A 22,017-nucleotide genomic window follows, 5' to 3' on the forward strand; every position below is an offset into this window, starting at 1 on the left:
TTTGGTGCATGCGGTTACTGGGTGTGGCAAAGGGTATTATACGGTTTCTAAATTATCGTTCTTGGGGATAAAAGGCTGGGATGTGTCAGCAAAATTTACAGTTTGGGTGCGAGCTTAGAATAAGTTCTTTAAAATCAACTGGTTAAAATTTGGCCTCTGTTTTGCTTGTTTATTATGCTTATTAGATTTAACCAATTCACTGCAAGGACAAAACAATGATTACAATGCAAAAACTTAAGTCAATCTGCATTATCTGGATGTTTGCCGGTGCTGCTAATGCGGGCCTATTGGGTGATACCATTGACTGGCAATACTACTCATACGGCGGTGCTTATAATGGACTAGGTAGCCCTGGCTCTTTTGTTGCTGGCAGTTCTACCAGCGCATTTAGTGGCTATTTCACCTTGAGTGCCACCGACACACAAATCATCTTTGATTACGATGGCTCTGGAACGTGGAGTAGTTCTTCTCAGTCATATTCGTCCGGTGGTTTGACGATTGACAATGGTATTTTACTTTACAATATAGACTCTCTGCTTACCGGCGTGACTATCAACGGTAGCACTAATATGGCAGGTTTTTCAGCTTCCAATATTACCTTCAACAACAATGCTATTGCGATTGACTGGGAAAACCTATCATTCAACGCTAATACTTCGGTGGTGTTGGACATCAACAGCACAAATGTCCCCGAACCAGGTTCACTGGCTTTGCTGGGTTTAGGTTTGGCTGGGCTGGGTTTTTCTAGAAGGAAAAAAGCCTGTTAAGCGTAAGCTGCAGAGTTCGATAAAGGGGCCTTGTTTGGCCCCTTTTATTTTTGAGATCGATTAATTTTTTAATATTACTTGCGCACCAAACGCAACATAGCTTCTTCATCCATATAAACTAAACCGTGCACTTCGGTTACGTGTTTGCCTTTAATCAGCTGTAATAAGTAATCGGCTATGCCTTGGCTAATGACTTGGCCGGGTACTAACAAGGGTATGCCCGGTGGGTAGGGTACTAGCTCATCGGCGCTAATGCGGCCTATTAGGCTGGGGTTTACTTGCTGGCTTTCAGCCAATAAAGGCAGGTCTTCGGTGGCGCCAAAGTAGGCGTCTTTAGGTAAGCATTTGAGTTCACTCATGGCGGGCAAGGGGATGACCTTGGTGTTGTTACTGGGCGCTTTGGCGTTGCTGGCCATTTGTTGCAGGGCGTGTATGAGGCGTAGCACTTTGCTGTCGGTAGAGCCTAAGGTGACTAATACCGAAACTGTATTGTGAGTGGTTTTTTCTACCTGTATACCGTATTGCTCAAATAATAATTGTTGCAACTGTTTACCACTATAGCCCGAGGCACTGGTGTTTATGGTGACCTTGGTGGGGTCTAGGCGAATATTATCGGCCCGCACTTCGGGGGCAAGTAAGTCCTCTAATTCCAAAACTCTAAACACTTGGGTTTGATTGATCTCTGTGCGCAGCCGTTTAGCCATGGCTAGGCAGCGGCTGAGTTGTTGATAGCCTTCCATGCTCATTTGTTTGCGGGCCACATCCAAGCTGGCAATCATTGAATATTGCGGGCTGGTGGAGGTGTGCATATTGATATTTTCTTGAAAGCGGTGCTCATCAAAGTCAGGGTCGGCCACGTGTACCATGCTGGCTTGCGAAAAAGCCGACAACATTTTATGGGTGCTTTGGGTGACGTAGTCGGCACCGCAGTCTAAGGCATTGGGCCTGAGGGCAGGGTGAAAGCGCCCGTGGGCATACCAGGCTTCGTCTATCAGCACTTTAATATGCTGGGCGTGAGCCGCCTCAATAATCGGAGCTAAATCGTAATACAGACCGTCGTAAGTGCAGGAGGTGAGCACTAACAGTTTGGCGTCGGGGTGAGCGTTTATGGCAGCTAAAATATCGTCGCGGCATACCGGCCCATAAACGCCGTACTCCGGTTGCAGGCTGGGGTTGAGGTAGATGGGTTCTATGCCAAACATAATCACCGCGTGGTGCATGGATTTGTGGCTGCCCCGGTCTAATAAGATTTTGCCGCCACCGCCCAGCAGTTGTTGCACCACCACCTTGTTAGCGGTAGAGGTACCGTTGGTAACAAAAAACGTGTGTTTAGCGCCAAAGGTTTTTGCTGCCAGCTTTTGCGCCTCTTGCATAACGGATTGCGGATCCATTAATGAATCCAGCGATTGTACCGAGCAGGACAGGTCGGCATTAAATACATGCTCGCCCATGAGCGCATAAAAGTCCGATACCCAGGGGCTGCTACGCAAGCTATCACCACCGGCGTGTCCGGGTGTGTGCCAGGAGTCTTTGGCGCTGTAGATGTATTCGCGCAGGGCATCGGCAAAAGGCGTGCTGGCGCGTTTTTGCAGGGCGGCTTGTACTAGCCGATATACATTATTGAAATTGTGTTCGTCGCGGGCAAAAAGCTCATCAAAGCTATCGTCTATAGGGCCAGCATCAACTACCGTTAAAAATTGCGACAGTTCAACGCGCAGTTTCTTTAGCTTTAGCGCTAGTTGTTGGGCCTGCTCTATAGCGGCAGCATCGATGATTACCGCTTGCAGCAAACCATCATCGCTAGCCAAGCTGACAGACTGATCATAGCTGCTGGCTATAAAGCTGATATTAAGGTCATTTTTTTGGTTGAGCGCGCAGCTATTAAGTTGTGCACACCAGTGCTCACGAAAGTCTTTGTCATTACTAATAATGGCGACATGGCAGGCAATAGCAGTCATAGGCAAACTCTCATTGCGAAAATTACAGAGTGGTATTTAAGATTAGCACTGCTGGCTGATTATGCTATTGCATGCGCGCAGTAGGGAGAGTGAAGCCAATCGCCAGCGCTGGGCTAGCGATTAGCTCTATGGGCTAGTATCTGTAGACTAGAGGCTAGGATTCATACACCTCAAAGCGCAATAAATCCTCGGGCTCAGAGCGTCTGCGTATCAATTTGCTGCCTTGTTGCATATCGGTCATCACCGCAGCAGCAGAGGCGCGGCCGCAGTATTCGTTCATCATTTCCAGTGCATAAGCGCCGGTATCTAACAGGGCGATGATGTCGCCGTTTTGGGTGTTGGCGGGTAGCTCGCGCAAGTTGGGTTGATGTACTAATACCTGCTCCAAAGTGGCATGGTGAGCGCTAAGCGCAGGCTCGGCAGCGAGTAGGGATTTAACCCGGCCTTCGCCTTCTACATCGTAATAGGTGTCGGTACTATCACAGAGCGGCCCAGCCATGCGGCAGAGCTTGGTGTCTTTATCGTCGGCGCGGCTGGCGTTAAGCATGTGAAAATACCAGCCTGAATAAATATCAAACAGGATGTTATAACCGGCATCTAAATAATAAACGGGGTGGTCGCTGCGTTGTTTTTCACATTCTATACGGCTAAGCAAAATGGCGGTGTCGCTCATCATGCTGCGGCCAGGCTCAACAATAAGTTCTATATCAGTACCCAATGCATCGGTCATAGGTTGGATTAAAACTTTCGCTATGGTTTCAAAATCTACATCGGTGCGATAGTTTTCCTGGTAGTGCTGGGCTACGCTATGCCAGTTTTCCTCTGAACTACTGTAGTTTTTAGGGTAGCCGCCACCCAGATTAATATGTTGTAAAGGGTAGGGCATTAAGGCGCTAACTTCTTTGGCGTAAGCGATTAGAAACTCCGCTTCTTTTTGATAGGCGTTAAGGTCGGTGACCTGTGTACCTATATGGGCGTGTATGCCAGTCATGGTTAAAAAATCGGGGTTGGCATTGATTAGCGCAATGGCAATGCGCTGCTCTTCGCGGGTCATACCAAATTTGGAACTGGAGGTGCCGGTTTCCCAGCCTGCGGCAGCGCCACCTTTTATTTCGGGCACTATGCGCAGAGTAACATTGGCTTTTTTGTTTAGCGCTTGCGCTACCGATAGGATGCGCTCTAGTTCGGCAATAGAATCGACGTTGATGGCTTTAATGTCTTCGGCGATGACTTGTTCTAACTCTGGGCGTAATTTGGCCACGCCATTAAACACCATCTCTTTAGCACTGTAGCCAGCAGTTTTGGCCTTAAAAAATTCACCTCCCGAATTAATTTCTATGCTTAAGCCTGCGTCTTTAAAAACTTGTAACACAGCAATATTGGCATTGGCCTTACTGGCAAAACAAACCGTGGTGTTGGCGTGTACGCGGCGAAAGTTGCTTAAAATATCATTGGCATTTTGGCGTAGCTTAGGTTCTGAATACACATATAAGGGCGAGCCATATTCTGCTATCAGCTCAACGGTGTTTACCCCGTCTATATACAGTTGGTTGTTTTGGCTGGTTAAATGGCCGGGGCGGCCCCAGGGGTGTAAAGCAACAGCTTGTCTCATTTGTCATACTCAGTTGCAGTGTTTGGCAAACACTATAAATTAATAAAATGTGAAACTGAGCCTACTGTCGACTTTTTTTAAAATAGCCACAAGAGACATTTTTTAAGGTGGCTTGTGATTTATATTCACAAGTCTGTTACATCTGCTTAAAAAATAATCTTTTGTGGCTGTGGACTTAGGTGGGGATAGTCATATTGGCTTCGCTCAGTAACCAATCTATAAAAACTTTGCAGCGCTCGGATAAGCTTTCTTGTTGGCTGGTAATTAAATGGTAAGAAGAAGGGTCGTGAATTTTACTGGCAAAGGGCTGTACTAATACTCCAGAGCGTAAGTCGTCGGCACAGGTTAGGTTATCGCCCATGGCTACGCCTAGGCCGTGCCTGGCGGCAATCATTTGATGTATGGTACTGGGTATAATCATGCTGTCATTCGCTTCTATGCCGGTGACGCCCTCTGCTGCTAGCCAAGTGGCCCACAGGCCGTCATTGCCTTCACTAATTAGGGTGTGCTGTTTTAAATCTACGGGCTTAAGTAGTTTGGGCTCTTGCTCTAAAAGTTTAGGGCTGCATACGGGAAAGCTTAAGGTTTCCACTAATAATATTACATCGCGGTACTGCCACTGGTCGGCGTTCCCCCAGCATATGCATACGTCTAAATCGGGGTTGTAGGCGGCTTCCATATCATCAGAAGTTAACAGGTTGATGCGCAGCTTGGGGTATAGGGCTTTAAATTTATGTAGCCTGGGCATTAACCAATAGGCGGCAAAGGCGGGCGGAGTGGAGATGGCTAACTCGCCACTGTAATCATCTTGTTTTAAATCTTTTACCGAGCGGGTGATTAGCTCCAGTGCTGAACTGACCGCGGGTAACAGCGCTTTGCCCTCGGCGGTTAAATCTACTTGCGTGGTCGATCTATCAAAAAGTTTTACCTCTAAATTGTCCTCTAACAGTTTGATTTGTTTACTCACTGCGCTGTGGGTAACGCAAAGCTCGTCGGCGGCGCGCACAAAGGATAAGTGTTTGGCGACAGCAGAAAATACCCGCAGGGCATTAAGGGGAGGCAGTTTGGTCATAGGGCGTCAGTTACCAATGTTTGTTAAGGCTTATATTAAAGCGTTGCTTGCGCTAATGGCCCGCCAGTTAGGGCTAGGTCATAAAACCAGTGTATGAACTTCATTATTTTTAAACAAGGCTAAAGCCCCAATATAGCCGCTAAGGCAGGGGCTTACTAGCTAGTGCCTTTTAGTCACATCTGCGGTGTTTTCTTTTCACTATTCAGCAGCGTCTAGCCCTGATTACTATAGTGGCCGTTATATCAATTAGCTTAGTGCGGCTTATGGCGGCTAAGTGTTGACCTTAAGCCCAAAACAATAACAAGGGATAAGCAATGTTTAATAAAAAACTTTTAACCCAAGCCATTATCGTAGCCTCCGCCAGTAGTATGAGTGTTGCTGTGCAGGCGCAAAGCGCACTGGAGGAAGTGGTAGTAACCGCTACCAAGCGTGCAAAAAGCCTGCAGGATGTTGCCATAGCGGTAACCGCCATGGGTGAAAACGAGTTGGACGAATTTAATATCGCCAACTTTGATGACTATGTGCGCTACTTACCGGGTGTTAACTCCGCAGGCCGTGGCCCTGGCCAGTCCTCGGTGTTTATACGCGGTATGGCTACCGACTCTTCCGATCAAACCTCTGTTGAATTTGGTGCCCCCATCCCCAACGTGGCCTTGTATTTGGATGAACAGCCAGCCAGCTCTACCGGCCGCAACTTAGATGTGTACGCGGCTGACTTGGAGCGAGTAGAGGTACTGCCTGGCCCGCAAGGTACTTTGTTTGGCGCTAGCTCGCAGGCCGGTACCATACGCCTAATTACCAACAAGCCTAATTTGCAAGAAACCCAGGTGAGTGTGGATGTGAGTGTGTCCGACACCCACAAGGGTGAGTCCAGCCACAGTGAAGAGCTGGTGCTTAACTTCCCATTAATTGAGGGCAAGTTAGCGGTGCGGGGTGTGTTTTATAACGCAGTAGACGGCGGTTATATAGACAACGTCTATGGCGAAACCTCCTTTGGTCCCGGCGATGTGGGTTTTCCAACGGGAGCCACCACCACCGTTGCTAACAACGCTGATTTTGTAGAAGACGACTTTAACGATACTCAATACACCGGCTATCGTTTTGGCGCAAAATACAATATTAATGACGACTGGAGTATTTTGGGCCAGTTTATGCACCAAGAGCTAGAGGCCGACGGTGTTTTTGACCACGCCCCCAGCAAAATTGATGATTTACAAACTCCCGGCGAGGCACCTACCGGTGTAGGCATAGGCGATTTAGAAGTTACCCGCTACTTCCCCGATAAGTTAGATGATCAGTTCGAGCAAATTGGCGTTACCGTTGAAGGACGCATAGGCCAGTTAGATGTGGTTTACGCGGGTTCTTATTTGGATAGGGAAGTGGTTAACAGCTTTGACTACACTGGCTATACCCACGTGGGTACCTTCTCTTACTACTACTTATGTCAGCCCAGCTACACCCATTGTGGCAGCCCCATACAGGGTATGCCCGATAGCCAAGTGAACAACACCCGGCAAACCAACGAGCTGCGCATAAGCTCAGACTTTGATGGCGGAGTTAATTTTATTGCCGGCCTGTACCACGACGATGCTAAAACCGAAGTCGATAGCAACTTCTATGTGCAAGCGGTATACGATAGTGAAGCTTTCCATATTAACCGTCCTTTACCGGGTTCAACCACGGTAAACCCCGACTACCGGCCACGGGGTATTACTTACACCAACGATATTACTCGCCGCGAAGACCAGCGCGCCATTTTTGGTGAGGTGAATTTTGATATCACCGAGCAAGTATCGGCCACCTTGGGGGCTAGATATTATGAAATCGATATCTCCATGTTGGGTTCTACCAGCTTTGCCAGTGCTAAGCAGTGGAATGCCGTAGACGAAGATGATAACGGCCGAAACTACGATGAAATTTTTGCCGATCACCTACCCTATGAGCAAGATGACACCATCTTTAAGGCCTCCTTGGAATACACCCCAAATGATGATCAGTTGTATTACGTTACCTACTCTGAAGGCTTTAGACCCGGTGGTTTAAACCGTCCCCCGGAAAGCGCTTTTGTATCGCAAACCTACGATAGCGATGAAGTTACCAACTATGAGTTTGGCTGGAAAACCACTTGGCTAGATGGCCGGGTACGTTTTAACGGTGCGCTGTACTTTATTGATTGGCAAGGCATGCAAGTGGGCATTACCGATTTTGAAAACGTCGGCGTGGTGACCTTTGTTAGCAATGTATCTGACTCTGAAATTTACGGTTTAGAAGGTGATATAACTTTTGCGGCCACCGATAACTTAATGCTATTTGCCTCGTTCTCATTGTTAGATACCGAGATGACTAAAGTCTCAGAGGGCGGTAGCCAAATTGCCAAAGAGGGCAGCGAAATAGCCTTAGCGCCACCGGTGCAACTTAACTTACGCGCGCGCTATGAGTGGACTATAGCGGATATGGAATCGCATGCGCAGCTGGTTTACTCCTACACCGACGAGCAATACAGCTCGGTGATAGAGGCAAACCGTTACTTACAAGACTCTTACCAAACCGTAGACGCATCCTTTGGCATGGCCATAGATGAGCACTGGGGCGCAGAGTTATTTGTAGAGAACTTAACCGACGAGCGTGCTGAGTTGTTTATTAACTCCTTAGATACCAGCTTGCGGATTACTACTAATCGGCCGCGCACGGTAGGTTTACGTGTGTCTTACGATTACTAAAACCTAGTTTCATAGTGCTCTCATGAGTATGTCCCTGTTGACCATAGCTTAGCCCGCTAAGCTATGGTCTTTTTTTAGATTTTTATTTTTGCCATGTAGGTTGGCGCGCCTATGCGCTGTGGCTCAGTTACTACATATAACAGTAATAATAATTTTTTGTGTCAATCCCAGAGGTACCCCCATGCTTAACGTTTATCTAATAATTACTAGCGAGGGCGTTTAATATGTCTAGTATTAAAGCGCCTACTCGTTGGGATATTGCGATTACTTTAGTTTTGTTGGTGAGCTTATTATCGCTATCCGTTTATTTTTTTGGTGAGGATTCCTCCCTAGGCCCCAACCAAATTGTATTGACCTTGGTAGCAGCGGTGGTGGCCTTAATCGGCGTTAAAAACGGCTTGTGTTGGGAAGATATAGAACAGACCATTATCAGCTCAGTATCGGCCGCCTTAATGGCTGCGCTAATACTGTTATCGGTAGGCGGCTTAATTGGCAGTTGGATATTATCGGGCACGGTGCCCAGTATGATTTATTACGGCGGTCTGTTGCTAAGCCCTGAATATTTTTATGTGGCAGGCTGCTTGTTATGCGCGTTGGTGTCTTTTTGTGTGGGCAGCTCCTGGACTACCGTAGGCACCATAGGGGTAGGGGTAATGGGCACGGCGGTAAGCCTGGATATGCCGGTAGAAATTACCGCCGGTGCGATTATTTCGGGCTCGTATTTTGGCGATAAAATGTCGCCCATGTCTGATACCACTAACCTGGCCCCAGCGGTAACCGGCACCGACTTGTTTACTCATATACGCAGCATGATGTGGACAACCTTCCCCAGTATATTGATCACCTTGGTGATATTTACCGTGCTGGGTTTAAATCATGAGCCCGATGTTGTTGATGGGGTTATAGATAGCTCACTGTTTTCTGCCGGTTTAACAGATACCTTTACCATTAATCTATTTATGCTATTACCAGTGGCCTTTGTGGTGTTTATGGCCATGAAAAAAGTGCCAGCCTTAGCGACAGTGTTAGCGGGTACCATGGTGGGCTGTGTGTTTGCCGTGCTGTTTCAAGGGCCGGTGATTACCCAGTTTGTAAATGACGCCAGCCTCAATACTTTTGAGGCCATGGTAAAAGGCACCTGGACGGTGTTGTTTGATGGCTATGTGTCCAATACTGGCGACAGCAAAATCGACAGCCTGCTATCGCGCGGTGGTATGTTCTCTATGTTGCACACCTTATGGCTAATTATTGCAGCCATGAGCTTTGGCGGTATGATGGAAAAAACCGGCATGTTACAAAAAATGGTGCGCGGCTTATTGGCCCTGTCGGTATCCAGTGCCGCGCTGGTAGCCAAAACCATAGTCAGTTGCATAGGGGTGAATGCCATAGCTTCCGATCAGTATATTTCTATCGTTATGCCTGGCCGTATGTATAGCGATGAGTATAAAAAACGCGGCATAAAACCCGAAGTGTTATCACGGGTGCTGGAAGATGGCGGCACCATCACCTCACCTTTAATACCCTGGAATACCTGCGGTGCGTTTTTAATGGGCACCTTGGGGGTAGCAACCATAGCCTATGTACCTTATTGCTTTTTTAATTTAATTAATCCACTGATGTCTATAGTGCTGGCGTATTTGGGTATAGGAATGGGCAATGATGAGCCAGTGGCTAGCGGCGCGGTAGCTAACAGCCAAGAGAATAACAGTGTACTTGAGGGCGTTAGCCGTTAACTCAAAAGCTAATCACAGCCTGAGTTGGGCGGCTTTCATGGCGGCCTAGCCCTCGACAATAGCCGCCTAAGCCTATATAGTGCGCGGCCCTTTTTTAGCTATTGTGGCTTAGCTGCTTGCTGCCATGCATACCGTTTAGGCTATGCCTCTAGCCTTTATATTCTGGATTTCCGCTTGATTACCACTGCAAACATCACCATGCAATTTGGCGCTGAGCCTTTGTTTGAAAATATCTCTGCCAAATTTGATAGCGGCAACCGCTATGGCTTAATTGGTGCCAATGGCTGCGGCAAATCCACCTTTATGAAGATACTCAGCGGCGCGCTGGCCCCTACGGCGGGTAATGTGTCTATTAACCCCGGCGCTAAAATGGGTGTGCTCAGCCAGGATCAATTCGCCTTTGAGGCCTATAGTGTGGTGGATGCGGTAATTATGGGCGACACCGCCCTGTGGCCTATTAAGCAAGAGCGCGACCGCCTCTACAGCCTGCCAGAAATGACCGAAGAAGAGGGCATGAAGGTGGCCGAGCTAGAGGTAGAATTTGCCGAAATGGATGGTTACAGCGCCGAAAGCCGCGCTGGCGATATTTTGCTAGAGGCAGGCATAGCCGAGGAGTTTCACTTTGGCTCTATGACGCAAGTGGCCCCCGGCTATAAAGTACGCGTGTTATTAGCGCAAGCCTTATTTGCCAACCCCGATATTTTATTGCTGGACGAACCCACCAATAACTTGGATATACACACCATTAACTGGTTGGCTGGCGTGCTTAACGAGCGCAAGTGCACCATGATTATCATCTCGCACGATAGGCATTTTTTAAACTCGGTATGCACGCATATGGCCGATATAGATTACGGCGAGTTGCGTATTTACCCCGGTAACTATGAATACTTTCTAGAGGCTTCATCTTTAATACGCGAGCAGCTATTAACTGAAAACGCCAAAAAAAGCGCCGAGATGGATGACCTGCAAGCCTTTGTTAATCGCTTTTCGGCTAATGCCTCTAAGGCCAAACAGGCCAGCTCGCGGGCCAAGAAGTTAGAAAAAATCACTTTAGATGAAGTAAAAACTTCCAGCCGCCAAACCCCTTCGCTGCGTTTTAAGCAAAGTAAAAAGCTACACAGGCAAGCGCTGGTGTTAGAGGACTTAGGCCACGGCTACGATGGCGAAACGCTATTTAGCAACGGTAATATTATTTTAGAAGCCGGTGCCAGGCTGGCGGTTATAGGCGAAAACGGCGCGGGTAAAACCACGTTTTTACGCTGCCTAATGAACGAGCTGCAAGCCAATAGCGGTGTGATTAAATGGTCAGAAAACGCCACTATAGGTTACTGCCCACAAGACAGCAGTGCTGATTTTGACTCCGACTTAAATCTATTTGATTGGATGTCGCAATGGCGCACCCCTAAGCACGACGACTTAATGGTACGCGCCATGTTGGGCCGCCTATTATTTACCGCCGACGATGCTAATAAGCAAGCCAGAGTTTGCTCTGGTGGTGAAAAGAACCGCCTATTGTTTGGCAAGTTAATGATGATGGACACCAACGTGTTAATCATGGACGAACCCACCAACCACTTAGATATAGAGGCCATAGAGGCTCTAAATATCGCCCTTAAAAATTACGATGGCACATTAATTTTTGTTAGCCACGACAGGGAGTTTGTTTCATCCCTAGCGACACGTGTTATAGAAATTAAAGATCAAAGCGTCATCGATTACCAAGGCACTTACGACGAGTACTTGGCCAGCCAAAACAAGAGTCAAAAAGTCGCTTAGTGTTTGTGGCTTTCGCTGTCATACCGGCTTGCAAGCCGGTATCCAGCTATACCATCCTCATCTAGTTGTACTGCACTCGATTCAGTACCCCGTACCCGTCATACCGGCCACCGAGCCGGTATCCAGTTCTAGCAGCAAGCCAGTTGCCCGCAAGACACGCCGTGAATACATCCGTGTACCCAAAACACTCGTGTTACTCGTGGGGCAGGCTCTAGGCTAGGCGCTGGCATCCATGCCAGCGACTGTCTTGCAAACAACTGCCTTGCTGCCTGCAATATCGCGGCTTGAAAGGATGGGGGCTTCAGTCAGTTGAATTATTTATGTGCATATTCACACTTTTGGCTGTAGATGTAGACTTAAAAACCTAAATGTAGCCATAATGGTTATATCTGGAAATTATATAAATATATTATTAAGCGAAAGGGATATCGATGAGGTCGGGTTTACTAATCAATGATGAACCGCTAATAAAGTTAGGGCATCGGTTGCTATGCATGTTCTTTGCAGCTTATGACTTTGAAGTATTCTACCGCGAATCCGATCCTGTTTTAAGAGACTCTGATCCTTTAGATGATTTTCGTCAATTCGAAGAAACCGAAATATCTGAAAATCTTCTTACTCTTGCTGCCTTGGCTAGAGCGTGTGATGACGAGTACGGCCTTCTCGGCATAGCTGAGAGTGCGTTTCCACAAGGTGTAGGTACATTGACTACCGATAAAGGAGTTGGGCTGTTAACACTAAGAGAAGCGTGCAACAAAATAGTCCACGCTCAATCCCTGACTTATGATTTAGCCAAAGGTACAGAAAATCCTATTTGGGGAAAATGGCACCAAGATCAAGGACATACGGTAACAGACAGTTTCAAGGCTCCAGCAATAATAATTAAAGGAATGCTCCAAAATGGGAACGCATGCGAAACACGTATTGAATTGGTTCCTTTTATCTATGGCGTATCAATAGGGAATATAAGTCAGTGGAAAATCGCTTAACAAACCAAGGTGTTTTCTTTTAGGGGGCGAACGCTCTGTCGCAGCGTCGCTGTTTGAAGTATTAGGGATTCTATATGGTTACGATTTTTGAAGGTAGCGTTAATAATAACTGTGTTCGTTATGAGCATCATTCTTTAGTTATGTTCTATTTAGATCAGGCTCAGAGTTATGCTGATGTTGCTTTGAAAGCTCACTCTGATGGTACGCTTCAGTCGGATTCAATTGTAGCGATTATTTTTTCGGCGATGTGTGTTGAGGCTTTCGTCAACGAGACAGCAGAAGGTCTTTTTAGAAAAGAAGATCTCGATGATTTTTCATTTCTGAGGGGCCAATTTAAGAAAAGAGGAAAGTCGTCATCTCTGGTTAAGAAATTAGCCCTCATTTTTTGGCAGGCTTTCCAGATTGATGCGCCTCGCTCACTGCTAGATTCAGTAGAGGAATTAGTCAAACTCAGAAATAATCTAGTGCATTACAAACTGACGGATACCGCTACTAAATTCGTCTATCCGCCGTTAGTTCAGAGAGAGAGTTCGGGCGGAGAAATGATGACCGTTGTTGAATTTGTTCAGGAGCCTAAGGCAGTTATCGCGCCATTTGTACAAGCCGTCACTGGGAGTGCGGCTAAAAGAAGTCTTGATGCTGCAATTTCAGTCTTAGACTTTTGGAATGAAAACATCAATGATAGAGAAGAGGGTTAGTAAGGCCATAGCTCTTAAAAAAACAACCATGAACAATCAGCAGCTATCGAGCTCTGATAATTGTATCCTAAATCACATCCGCTACCCCCCCCAACATCCCAAAAAGCTTTATTCCCAATATAGGTCTATAGTTAAGCCACTATAATCACCCCATTAACCAGCAGTAATAAGGGTTTAAACCGAGCCACTAGCGCCACAGGCCATGCTCATCACCAAAGGTTCGTTTGATGTCTATCACCGTTGCCTTAAACCACAAAACCCACTACAAGTACGACCGCAAGGTGGCGCTGTCGCCCCATGTGTTTCGTTTGCGGCCAGCGGCGCATAGCCGTACTCAGATACAGGCCTATACCCTAAACATTATCCCCAAAAACCATTTTATTAGCTGGCAGCAAGACCCTTTTGGTAACTATTTAGCGCGGGTGGTTTTTCCAGAAAAAACCGATGAGTTTTCCTTTGAGGTGGATGTAATCGCCCAGCTGTTGGCGATTAACCCCTTTGACTTTTTTGTGGAGGAATATGCCGAGGAATATCCCTTTGCCTATGAGCCGCAACTTAAAAAAGAACTAACCCCTTATTTTGAATGTGAAGACAATAGCCCAGAGCTATTAGCTTGGCTTAAGCCCTTTAGGGAGCATAAGGGCAATACCGTCTCGTTTTTAGTGAGCCTTAATTCGGCCTTACAAAAACACATAGCCTATACCATACGGCTGGAAGCAGGGGTGCAAAGCTGCGCCGAAACCCTCACTAAAAAAACCGGCTCTTGTCGTGACTCCGCTTGGGTATTAGTGCAGGCCTTGCGCCATTTAGGTTTGGCGGCGCGTTTTGTTTCCGGTTACTTGGTGCAGTTAGCTTCAGATGTGGCATCGCTGGATGGCCCCAGTGGCCCAGCCGAAGACTTTACCGATTTGCATGCCTGGGTAGAGGCCTATGTGCCCGGCGCAGGTTGGATAGGGCTGGACCCCACCTCGGGCATTTTTGCGGGTGAAGGCCATATACCGCTGGCCTGCACCGCCCATTATAAAAGTGCGGCACCGGTTACTGGCGGCACCGATGAGTGCGAGGTGGAATTCAGTTTTAGTAATAGCGTCACCCGCATACATGAAGACCCACGGGTAACCAAACCCTATAGCGAACAGCAGTGGCAGGCCATAGATCAGCTGGGTGACTATGTGGATGGCCTGCTGCAAAAATACGATACCCGCTTGACCATGGGCGGTGAACCTACTTTTGTTTCTATAGACGATATGGAGGCCGATGAGTGGAACACCACCGCCGATGGCCCTCACAAGCGTAAGCTTGCGGAAGATTTACTACTGCGCCTGCAAACACAATTTGCTCCCGGTGGCTTTCGCCATTATGGCCAGGGCAAGTGGTATCCGGGCGAACCTTTGCCGCGTTGGCAGCGGGCCTGTTACTGGCGGCGTGATCAACAGCCCATTTGGCAGGATGCTGCGTTGCAGGCCAGCTTAGAAAAAGACTATGGCGCCAAGCTAGAGCATGCTACTGCCTTTATTAATGCTTTAAGCAGTATCTTGGGATTGGATGCCAGTTATATTAAACCCGCCTATGAAGATGGCCTGTATTTTTTATGGCTGGAGGGCAATCAACCCGCCAGCCTAGACCCGACTAAAGCCCATTTAAAAGATTCGCGCGAGCGGCAAAAACTCGCGCAAGTGCTCAATGCTGATTTAGGCAAGGCGGTGGGCTATGTGTTGCCCCTGGCTTGGGATTTAAGCCTACAAGGCTGGCGCAGCAGCCGCTGGCAGTTGCGGCGTGAACATTTGTTTTTAATACCGGGTGATTCCGCCATGGGCCTGCGGCTACCTTTAGAGCGTGTTTATGGCCAAGCGCCCAAACCTGAGGAGGCGCTACAGCCGCGGGATTTATTTGAAACCGTAGTGCCTTTGCCTAGCAGCTTTAGCCAGCCAGCCTCGTTAAGTGCTAACACTAAAGAGCTTAAAGAGCCCATTAAAAAACCAACCGCTAAGGCTGGGCCTGAAAAAAAATCTAACACTAGTGAGAATGTATTAACCGCGCTGGCGGTAGAGCCACGGGATGGAAAATTATTTATTTTTATGCCGCCGCTGGCTTACCTAGAGCATTACTTAAGTTTACTCGCCGCCATAGAGCAATGCGCCAAAGCTATTAATATGCCAGTGCTTATCGAAGGCTATGGGCCGCCCGCTGATAATAGGCTGAGTAAATTTGCCGTCACCCCAGACCCGGGAGTAATAGAAGTTAACATACACCCCGCAGCCGATTGGCAGGGCTTAAAAGATATTACCCACACGCTATACGCCGAGGCCAGGCTGGCGCGGCTAGGCACCGAAAAATTTATGCTAGATGGCCGCCACTCCGGCACGGGCGGCGGCAACCACGTTACCCTAGGTGGCGCTACCCCAGCCGATAGCCCCATGTTGCGCAGGCCCGATGTGCTGCGCAGTTTAATTACTTATTGGCAGCATCACCCCGGTTTATCCTATTTGTTTTCGGGTTTGTTTATAGGCCCTACCAGCCAGGCACCGCGGGTGGACGAGGGGCGCCATGAGTATTTATATGAGTTAGAAACTGCCTTTAGCCAAATCCCCAAGGGTGAAGTACCACAGCCTTGGCTAGTGGATAGATTGCTGCGCCATTTGTTGGTAGATATTACCGGCAACACTCACCGCTCCGAGTTTTGTATAGATAAACTTTACTCCCCCGACAGCGCCACCGGGCGCATGGGCTTGGTGGAGTTTCGCGCCTTTGAAATGCCACCGCACCCGCGTATGAGCTTGGTGCAAATGTTATTGCTGCGTACCTTGGTGGCTCGTTTTTGGCAGCAGCCTTACCATCATCCCTTGGTGCGCTGGGGCACTGAACTGCACGATAGGTTTTTACTGCCCCATTATGTGTGGGCCGATATACAGGATATTACCGAGGATTTAAAACAGGCGGGTTTTGATTTTAAAGCCGAGTGGCTGTTCCCCTTTTTAGAGTTTCGTTTTCCTGTGTATGGCCGCCGCCAAATTAAAGACATAAGCATAGAGTTGCGCACCGCCATAGAGCCTTGGCATGTATTAGGGGAGGAGGTGAGCAGCAGTGGCACTTCGCGCTTTGTAGACTCATCCATAGAGCGCCTGCAAGTTAAAGTCAGTGGCCTAACCGATAGCCGCTATATCCTGTCGTGTAACGGTTACCGACTGCCGTTAATGAATACCGGAGTGCAGGGTGAGTATGTGGCTGGGGTGCGGTTTCGGGCCTGGCAGCCGCCTTCGGCTTTGCACCCTATGATACCCGTGCACTCACCGCTGGTTATAGACTTAATTGATACCTGGTCGGGCAGGGCGGTAGGCGGTTGCACTTATCATGTTAGCCACCCCGGTGGTCGTCATTTTGAAACCTTCCCGGTCAATAGTTTAGAGGCCGAAGGCCGCCGCTTGGCGCGCTTTTGGGATATAGGCTACACCCCCGGCAACTTGGCAGCCCAGTTCTCAGGCCTAAGCAGTGCGGGCTATTTTACAGCCCAAGGCTCAACGCCGGGGCCTATAGCGCCGCCCGAAGATATTATTGAGCCCGAGTACCCGCACACACTGGATTTGCGGCGGGTAAATATATAAGTGGCCGTTTAAACCGGCCTGTGGGTTTGCTGGCTTAAACACTGCCAACTAGACTTTACTGCGGGTATAGAACTACAGCTAAAAAAACAAGAAAACACTATTAGCCATAAAGCGTTTAAATTGATTCAAGTAGTAGCAGTTGTAACGATAATCACCACAGAAGGATTAACGATTGACTGATGAAGCCGAGGTAGCAACTCTAGGTTCGCAATTAAGCAGTGGCTATGGTGCATTGCAGGGCGCGGCCTATGATGAAATGTGGTCTAAGGAGGCAGGCCAAACCCTAGAGCATTGGCGGCCATTAATTCGCTCTTTAGAAGCCGTAGGCGATAAGGAATTGCAGCGCAGGCATATGGAGGCGCAGCGGTTGTTACGTGAAAATGGCGTTAACTACAATGTTTACCACGATGCCGATGAGTTTTCGCAAACTTGGCAGTTAGATACCGTACCTTTATTAGTGCCGCAAAAAGATTGGGATCAGCGCGAGCAGGCACTGGCGCAAAGGGCGACATTATTTAATCTTATTTTGCAGGACCTCTACGGCGAACGCCGCCTGGTTAAAGAGGGCTTAATCCCCGCCAAGTTACTGTATAGCAATAAACATTTTTTACGCCCCTGTTATAACCTGCCTCAAGAGGCCAGCGCGCTGACCTTTTATTCTTGCGACTTGTCGCGCGGCCCTAATGGCCAGATGTGGGTGCTGTCCGATCGTACGCAAACACCTTCAGGTGCGGGCTACGCGCTAGAAAACCGTATAGTGATGACGCGTTTATTTCCCGATACCTTTAGGGAAATTCAAGTGCATAGGCTGTCGTTATTTTTTCGCACGGTGCGGGAAAGCCTTAGCAAGTTAACCCCTAACCGCGAAGACCCACGCATAGTCGTACTTACCCCCGGCCCCGATAGCGAAACCTATTTTGAACACGCCTACCTAGCCTCTTACCTGGGCTACCATTTAGTGCAAGGCAACGACTTGGCGGTTAAGGATGGCAAGGTCTGGCTTAAATCCTTAGAGGGCTTAAAGCAGGTTGATATAATTTTTCGGCGTTTAGACGATAGTGACTGCGACCCCTTGGAGCTGAGTGAAAGCTCCAAACTAGGCATACCCGGTTTATTACAAGCCGTGCGTGAAAAACAAGTGGTGATTGCCAATCCCTTGGGTTCAGGCGTATTAGAAAGCCCAGGTTTATTACCTTTTTTACCCGCTATCGCCAAAAGCTTATTAGGGGAAGAGTTAAAAATCCCCTCTGTGGCAACCTGGTGGTGCGGGCAGGAGAAAGAGTTGCAATATGTGTTGGATAATTTACCTAAGCTGGTGATTAAATCCATTAGCGAAAGGCACTCGGGAGTTTTTTGCCAAGCATTAGATAAAGCACAGTTAGATGAGCTGCGCTCACGCATAAAACGCAATCCCCATTTATATGTGGGGCAAGAGCATTTACATTTTTCTACGGCGCCCACCCTCATTGATAATGTGCTTAAGCCTAGGCTGAGTGTTATGCGCAGTTTTTTGGTGGCAACCGAAACTGGCTATGCCGCTATGCCGGGCGGCTTAACCCGGGTAGCACGTAAAGCCGATAGTTTTTTAGTGTCTGATGCGCAGGGCGGCATTAGCAAAGATACTTGGATACTCAATGATGCCCCCGATAAGCAATTAAGAGTATGGCCACAAATTGTTCATACGGGTCAATTTGATAATGAAGAGGAAGAAGTGTTACCCAGCCGCGCCGCCGAAAACTTATATTGGGTGGGGCGTTATATAGAACGTAGCGAAAGTACTGCAAGGTTACTGCGTACCGTTATTGCCAACCTTAATGATACTGATGACTATGGCGACGACAGCGACAAAGCCTGCCTGCACATACTACTGCAAGCCCTAACCACTATGACAGGTACGGTACCGGGCTTTCTTGGTGATAAAAGTACATTGTTAAATCAACCCTTTGATGAGCTTAAATCCCTGATCTTGGATAGCAAACGCATGGGCGGTTTGGCTCAGGTATTAAACAGTTTTGTGCGTTCGGCCTTTAGCGTACGTGATTTATGGTCTAATGATACTTGGCGCACCATAGATGATATAGACGAAGAGTTTAATCAATCACAAGCAGAACCCATTAATTTATATTCCTTACACAGTCGTTTAGATGAAGCCGTGTCTTATATTATGGCCTTTATAGGTTTGGCCGGTGAGAGCATGTCGCATGATAATAGCTGGCATTTACTGGATATAGGCAGGCGCATAGAACGGGTATTAATGCAGCTTAAACTACTGCGCTTTTGTTTAACTGAAACTCAAGACAAAGTGGTAGAGCATTTGCTGTTGGAGTCCTTGCTAAATACGCAGGAAAGTTTAATTACCCATAGGCGGCGTTATAGAAAATCGCAAAGTATAGAAACAGCCTTGGAGTTATTGTTATTGGATCCAACAAACCCACGCTCCTTAGCTTTTCAAGTTTTTCGTATAGAGCAATTTGTTAATGGTTTACCACGCAGCAATAAAAAACAGCATTTAGATGAAGAGCAGCGGCTATGTTTGCTGGCCACTACCCGTGTCAGGGTTGCTAGGGCCAGTGATTTAATCGCAGTCAATGGCAGTGAGCGTACCGAGCTAAAACTATTTCTTGATGAGATAGAACAAACCATTACAGCGCTGGCAAAATCTTTACACCATACCTACTTTAGTCATACCCAAAGTGCGCAGCAGCTAACCACTATACGCCTGGAGATAGCGCCATGAAGTATCGTGTTAGTCACACCAGTAAATATATTTATAGTGAGTCAGTCAGCCGCTGCCATAATGAGGTGCGCATGACGCCGCTAAATAATCGTAACCAAAGTGTAGAAAAAACCAAAACTAAAATATTCCCTATGCCACAAAAAACCTTTGAGCGCATAGATTATTTTGGTAACAAGGTTATTGGTTTTGATATACACAGGGAGCATAAAAAACTCACCGTTACTGTCATCAGCGAGGTGCAAACCCTGCCACCAGCTAAGCCCAGTGCCGAGTTTGAGAAAATGCCCTGGAATCAAGTGCGCGACATGATGCACAGCTCCAGCAATAGCCTGGACATACTGGCTAAAGAGTATTTATTGGCTTCGCCGCTAGTGCCCTTGGAAGATGAGATACAGACCTATGCGGCACTCTCTTTCCCCGAGGGCAGGCCTATTTTTGAGGCCTTACAAGATTTAACCAAACGCATTTATAAAGATTTTAAATACGAGCCAGGTTTTACCACCATTAGCACACCGCTGGCCGAGCTTATGCAGCATAGAAAGGGCGTGTGTCAGGACTTTGCCCATTTAGAGATAGCCTGTGTACGCAGCATGAATTTACCCGCTGCTTATGTCAGTGGTTATCTGGAAACCGACCCGCCTCCCGGCAAAGTTAAGCTAGTAGGCTCGGATGCCTCCCATGCTTGGTTGACTGTTTATATCCCCGGTTTTGGTTGGCAGGACTTAGACCCTACTAACAACCAACAACCCAATGAGCGTTACGTGACCGTTGCGGTGGGGCGTGATTATGCCGATGTCACTCCTTTAAAAGGCGTTATTTATGGCGGTGGTGCGCATAAGCTAGAAGTAAAAGTAGATGTGGCGCCTATGGCTATGGCCCATCAGGAGGGGGCATGAAATGACCATAGAATGGAAAAATTATCAGGCTGAAAAGTTTTATGATGAACTGATGATAGCCAGCAATAAAGCCCGCCCCTGTGGTAAAAAGCTGGCAAAGTATTTGGCCTCTTTATCTAATAGCGATTTGGAAACGTATCGCATCGCCACCGAGCTTTCTATTAAAGAAATAGGGGTTAGCTTTACCGTTTATAATCAAGAGGAGGGCTCTATAGATAGAAGCTGGCCCCTGGATATATTTCCGCGCATTATGACTAAAACAGAATGGCAGAAAATAGAGGCAGGATTAAAACAGCGGGTACAAGCACTCAATTTATTTATTGCTGACTTATACGGTGAACAGCGCATTTTAAAAGATGGCATAGTCCCCAAAGAAGTATTTAAAAATTCCAAAAACTTTCGCGAGCAGTGCATAGGGGTTAAACCGCCCTTAGGTATTTGGGCGCATATATGCGGCAGTGATTTGGTGCGTGATAAAGATGGGGTGATGTATGTGTTAGAGGATAATCTTAGGGTACCCTCTGGTGTTTCATATATGTTAGAGAACCGCTTAGTGATGAAACGCGTATTTCCTGAGCTGTTTGAGGATTACAGTATCTTACCTGTAGATGACTACCCCTCTAAGCTATTTGATATGCTAGCCTCTATTTCACCGCGCCCAGCTGATTACCCCGAGGTGGTGGTGTTAACGCCCGGCATTTATAACTCGGCCTATTTTGAGCATGCCTATTTAGCCCAGCAAATGGGCTGCGAGTTGGTTGAGGGCAGGGACCTGGTGGTACACGACGATGACTGCGTGTATATGCGTACCATGCGCGGCCTTAAACGGGTAGATGTGATTTACCGCCGCATAGATGATTTATTTTTAGACCCAGAGGTATTTAATAAAGAGTCTACCTTAGGGGTGCCTGGGCTAATGCGCGCCTGGCGTAAAAACAATGTCGCTTTGGCCAACGCCCCCGGTGCAGGGGTGGCAGATGATAAGGTGGTGTATGCCTTTGTACCAAAAATTATTCAATACTATTTAGGTGAGGAAATAAGCCTGCCTAATGTAAAAACCTATATCTGCATGTATGAGGAAGATAGAAAGTATGTGCTGGCAAACTTAGACAAGTTGGTGGTAAAACCAGCCAATGAATCCGGTGGCTACGGTATGTTGGTGGGGCCTTCCTCTACCAAAAAACAGCAAAAACAATTTGCGGAACTGATTAAGTCCAACCCCGGAAATTATATAGCCCAGCCTACCTTGAGCCTGTCTACCGTGCCTACCTTGGTTAAAAACAAAGTGGAGCCTCGTCATGTGGATATGCGCCCCTTTATTTTAAGCAGTGATAGGGTAGAGGTGACCACCGGCGGCCTTACTCGCGTGGCCTTGGTGAAAAACTCCTTGGTTGTTAACTCCTCCCAAGGTGGCGGCAGTAAGGATACTTGGATAGTGGATGAGGAGGCCTAGT

The 22,017-nt window shown here is 47.6% G+C and carries 13 protein-coding genes; 10 read left to right on the plus strand and 3 right to left on the minus strand.

The window, feature by feature from the left end:
- Positions 1–215 precede the first annotated feature (215 nt).
- Entirely contained in the window at positions 216–767 is a 552-nt protein-coding gene (locus tag NO559_RS11545) for a PEP-CTERM sorting domain-containing protein (RefSeq protein ID WP_258331990.1), read from the plus strand.
- A gap of 74 nt (positions 768–841) precedes the next feature.
- Here NO559_RS11545 and NO559_RS11550 read toward each other — a convergent pair whose 3' ends face one another.
- The 3 genes from NO559_RS11550 to NO559_RS11560 all read right to left on the minus strand — a co-directional run bounded on the left by NO559_RS11550 (position 842) and on the right by NO559_RS11560 (position 5,409).
- A complete protein-coding gene (locus NO559_RS11550) occupies positions 842–2,725 on the minus strand; it encodes an aminotransferase class I/II-fold pyridoxal phosphate-dependent enzyme (protein ID WP_258331991.1) in 1,884 nt (627 codons plus the stop codon).
- 154 nt (positions 2,726–2,879) lie between these two features.
- Entirely contained in the window at positions 2,880–4,337 is a 1,458-nt protein-coding gene (lysA, locus tag NO559_RS11555; protein ID WP_258331992.1) for a diaminopimelate decarboxylase, read from the minus strand.
- A gap of 175 nt (positions 4,338–4,512) precedes the next feature.
- Positions 4,513–5,409, minus strand: a complete 897-nt coding sequence (locus tag NO559_RS11560) for a LysR substrate-binding domain-containing protein (protein WP_258331993.1) — start codon at positions 5,407–5,409, stop codon at positions 4,513–4,515.
- A gap of 314 nt (positions 5,410–5,723) precedes the next feature.
- Here NO559_RS11560 and NO559_RS11565 point away from each other — a divergent pair, with 314 nt between their 5' ends.
- The 9 genes from NO559_RS11565 to NO559_RS11605 all read left to right on the plus strand — a co-directional run bounded on the left by NO559_RS11565 (position 5,724) and on the right by NO559_RS11605 (position 22,016).
- Positions 5,724–8,129 (plus strand): TonB-dependent receptor, encoded by a 2,406-nt coding sequence (locus NO559_RS11565; protein ID WP_258331994.1) that lies wholly within the window; start codon positions 5,724–5,726, stop codon positions 8,127–8,129.
- Between the two features lie 224 nt (positions 8,130–8,353).
- Positions 8,354–9,862, plus strand: a complete 1,509-nt coding sequence (gene nhaC / locus NO559_RS11570; protein WP_258331995.1) for a Na+/H+ antiporter NhaC — start codon at positions 8,354–8,356, stop codon at positions 9,860–9,862.
- A 174-nt stretch (positions 9,863–10,036) separates the two neighbouring features.
- A complete protein-coding gene (locus tag NO559_RS11575) occupies positions 10,037–11,641 on the plus strand; it encodes an ABC-F family ATPase (protein ID WP_258331996.1) in 1,605 nt (534 codons plus the stop codon).
- 431 nt (positions 11,642–12,072) lie between these two features.
- On the plus strand, positions 12,073–12,630 hold the full coding sequence (locus tag NO559_RS11580) for a hypothetical protein (protein WP_258331997.1): 558 nt from the start codon (positions 12,073–12,075) through the stop codon (positions 12,628–12,630).
- Positions 12,631–12,704: 74 nt separating this feature from the next.
- Entirely contained in the window at positions 12,705–13,328 is a 624-nt protein-coding gene (locus NO559_RS11585) for a hypothetical protein (protein WP_258331998.1), read from the plus strand.
- 227 nt (positions 13,329–13,555) lie between these two features.
- On the plus strand, positions 13,556–16,930 hold the full coding sequence (locus tag NO559_RS11590) for a DUF2126 domain-containing protein (protein ID WP_258331999.1): 3,375 nt from the start codon (positions 13,556–13,558) through the stop codon (positions 16,928–16,930).
- A gap of 172 nt (positions 16,931–17,102) precedes the next feature.
- Positions 17,103–19,667 carry a circularly permuted type 2 ATP-grasp protein gene (locus NO559_RS11595; protein WP_258332000.1) on the plus strand — a complete coding sequence of 855 codons (2,565 nt, stop codon included), beginning with the start codon at positions 17,103–17,105 and terminating at the stop codon, positions 19,665–19,667.
- A complete protein-coding gene (locus NO559_RS11600; RefSeq protein ID WP_258332001.1) occupies positions 19,664–20,563 on the plus strand; it encodes a transglutaminase family protein in 900 nt (299 codons plus the stop codon). Before NO559_RS11595 ends, NO559_RS11600 begins: the two co-directional genes overlap by 4 nt.
- A gap of 1 nt (position 20,564) precedes the next feature.
- Positions 20,565–22,016 carry a circularly permuted type 2 ATP-grasp protein gene (locus tag NO559_RS11605; protein ID WP_258332002.1) on the plus strand — a complete coding sequence of 484 codons (1,452 nt, stop codon included), beginning with the start codon at positions 20,565–20,567 and terminating at the stop codon, positions 22,014–22,016.
- Position 22,017: the final 1 nt, after the last annotated feature.

Source organism: Dasania sp. GY-MA-18 (assembly GCF_024734385.1).
GTDB lineage: Bacteria > Pseudomonadota > Gammaproteobacteria > Pseudomonadales > Dasaniaceae > Dasania > Dasania phycosphaerae.

Excerpts from the sequence above, each read along its gene's own strand:
- NO559_RS11545 (WP_258331990.1), top strand. The coding sequence starts at position 216 with ATGATTACAATGCAAAAACTTAAGTCAATCTGCATTATCTGGATGTTT.
- NO559_RS11550 (WP_258331991.1), bottom strand. The coding sequence starts at position 2,725 with ATGACTGCTATTGCCTGCCATGTCGCCATTATTAGTAATGACAAAGAC.
- lysA (WP_258331992.1), bottom strand. The coding sequence starts at position 4,337 with ATGAGACAAGCTGTTGCTTTACACCCCTGGGGCCGCCCCGGCCATTTA.
- NO559_RS11560 (WP_258331993.1), bottom strand. The coding sequence starts at position 5,409 with ATGACCAAACTGCCTCCCCTTAATGCCCTGCGGGTATTTTCTGCTGTC.
- NO559_RS11565 (WP_258331994.1), top strand. The coding sequence starts at position 5,724 with ATGTTTAATAAAAAACTTTTAACCCAAGCCATTATCGTAGCCTCCGCC.
- nhaC (WP_258331995.1), top strand. The coding sequence starts at position 8,354 with ATGTCTAGTATTAAAGCGCCTACTCGTTGGGATATTGCGATTACTTTA.
- NO559_RS11580 (WP_258331997.1), top strand. The coding sequence starts at position 12,073 with ATGAGGTCGGGTTTACTAATCAATGATGAACCGCTAATAAAGTTAGGG.
- NO559_RS11585 (WP_258331998.1), top strand. The coding sequence starts at position 12,705 with ATGGTTACGATTTTTGAAGGTAGCGTTAATAATAACTGTGTTCGTTAT.
- NO559_RS11590 (WP_258331999.1), top strand. The coding sequence starts at position 13,556 with ATGTCTATCACCGTTGCCTTAAACCACAAAACCCACTACAAGTACGAC.
- NO559_RS11600 (WP_258332001.1), top strand. The coding sequence starts at position 19,664 with ATGAAGTATCGTGTTAGTCACACCAGTAAATATATTTATAGTGAGTCA.
- NO559_RS11605 (WP_258332002.1), top strand. The coding sequence starts at position 20,565 with ATGACCATAGAATGGAAAAATTATCAGGCTGAAAAGTTTTATGATGAA.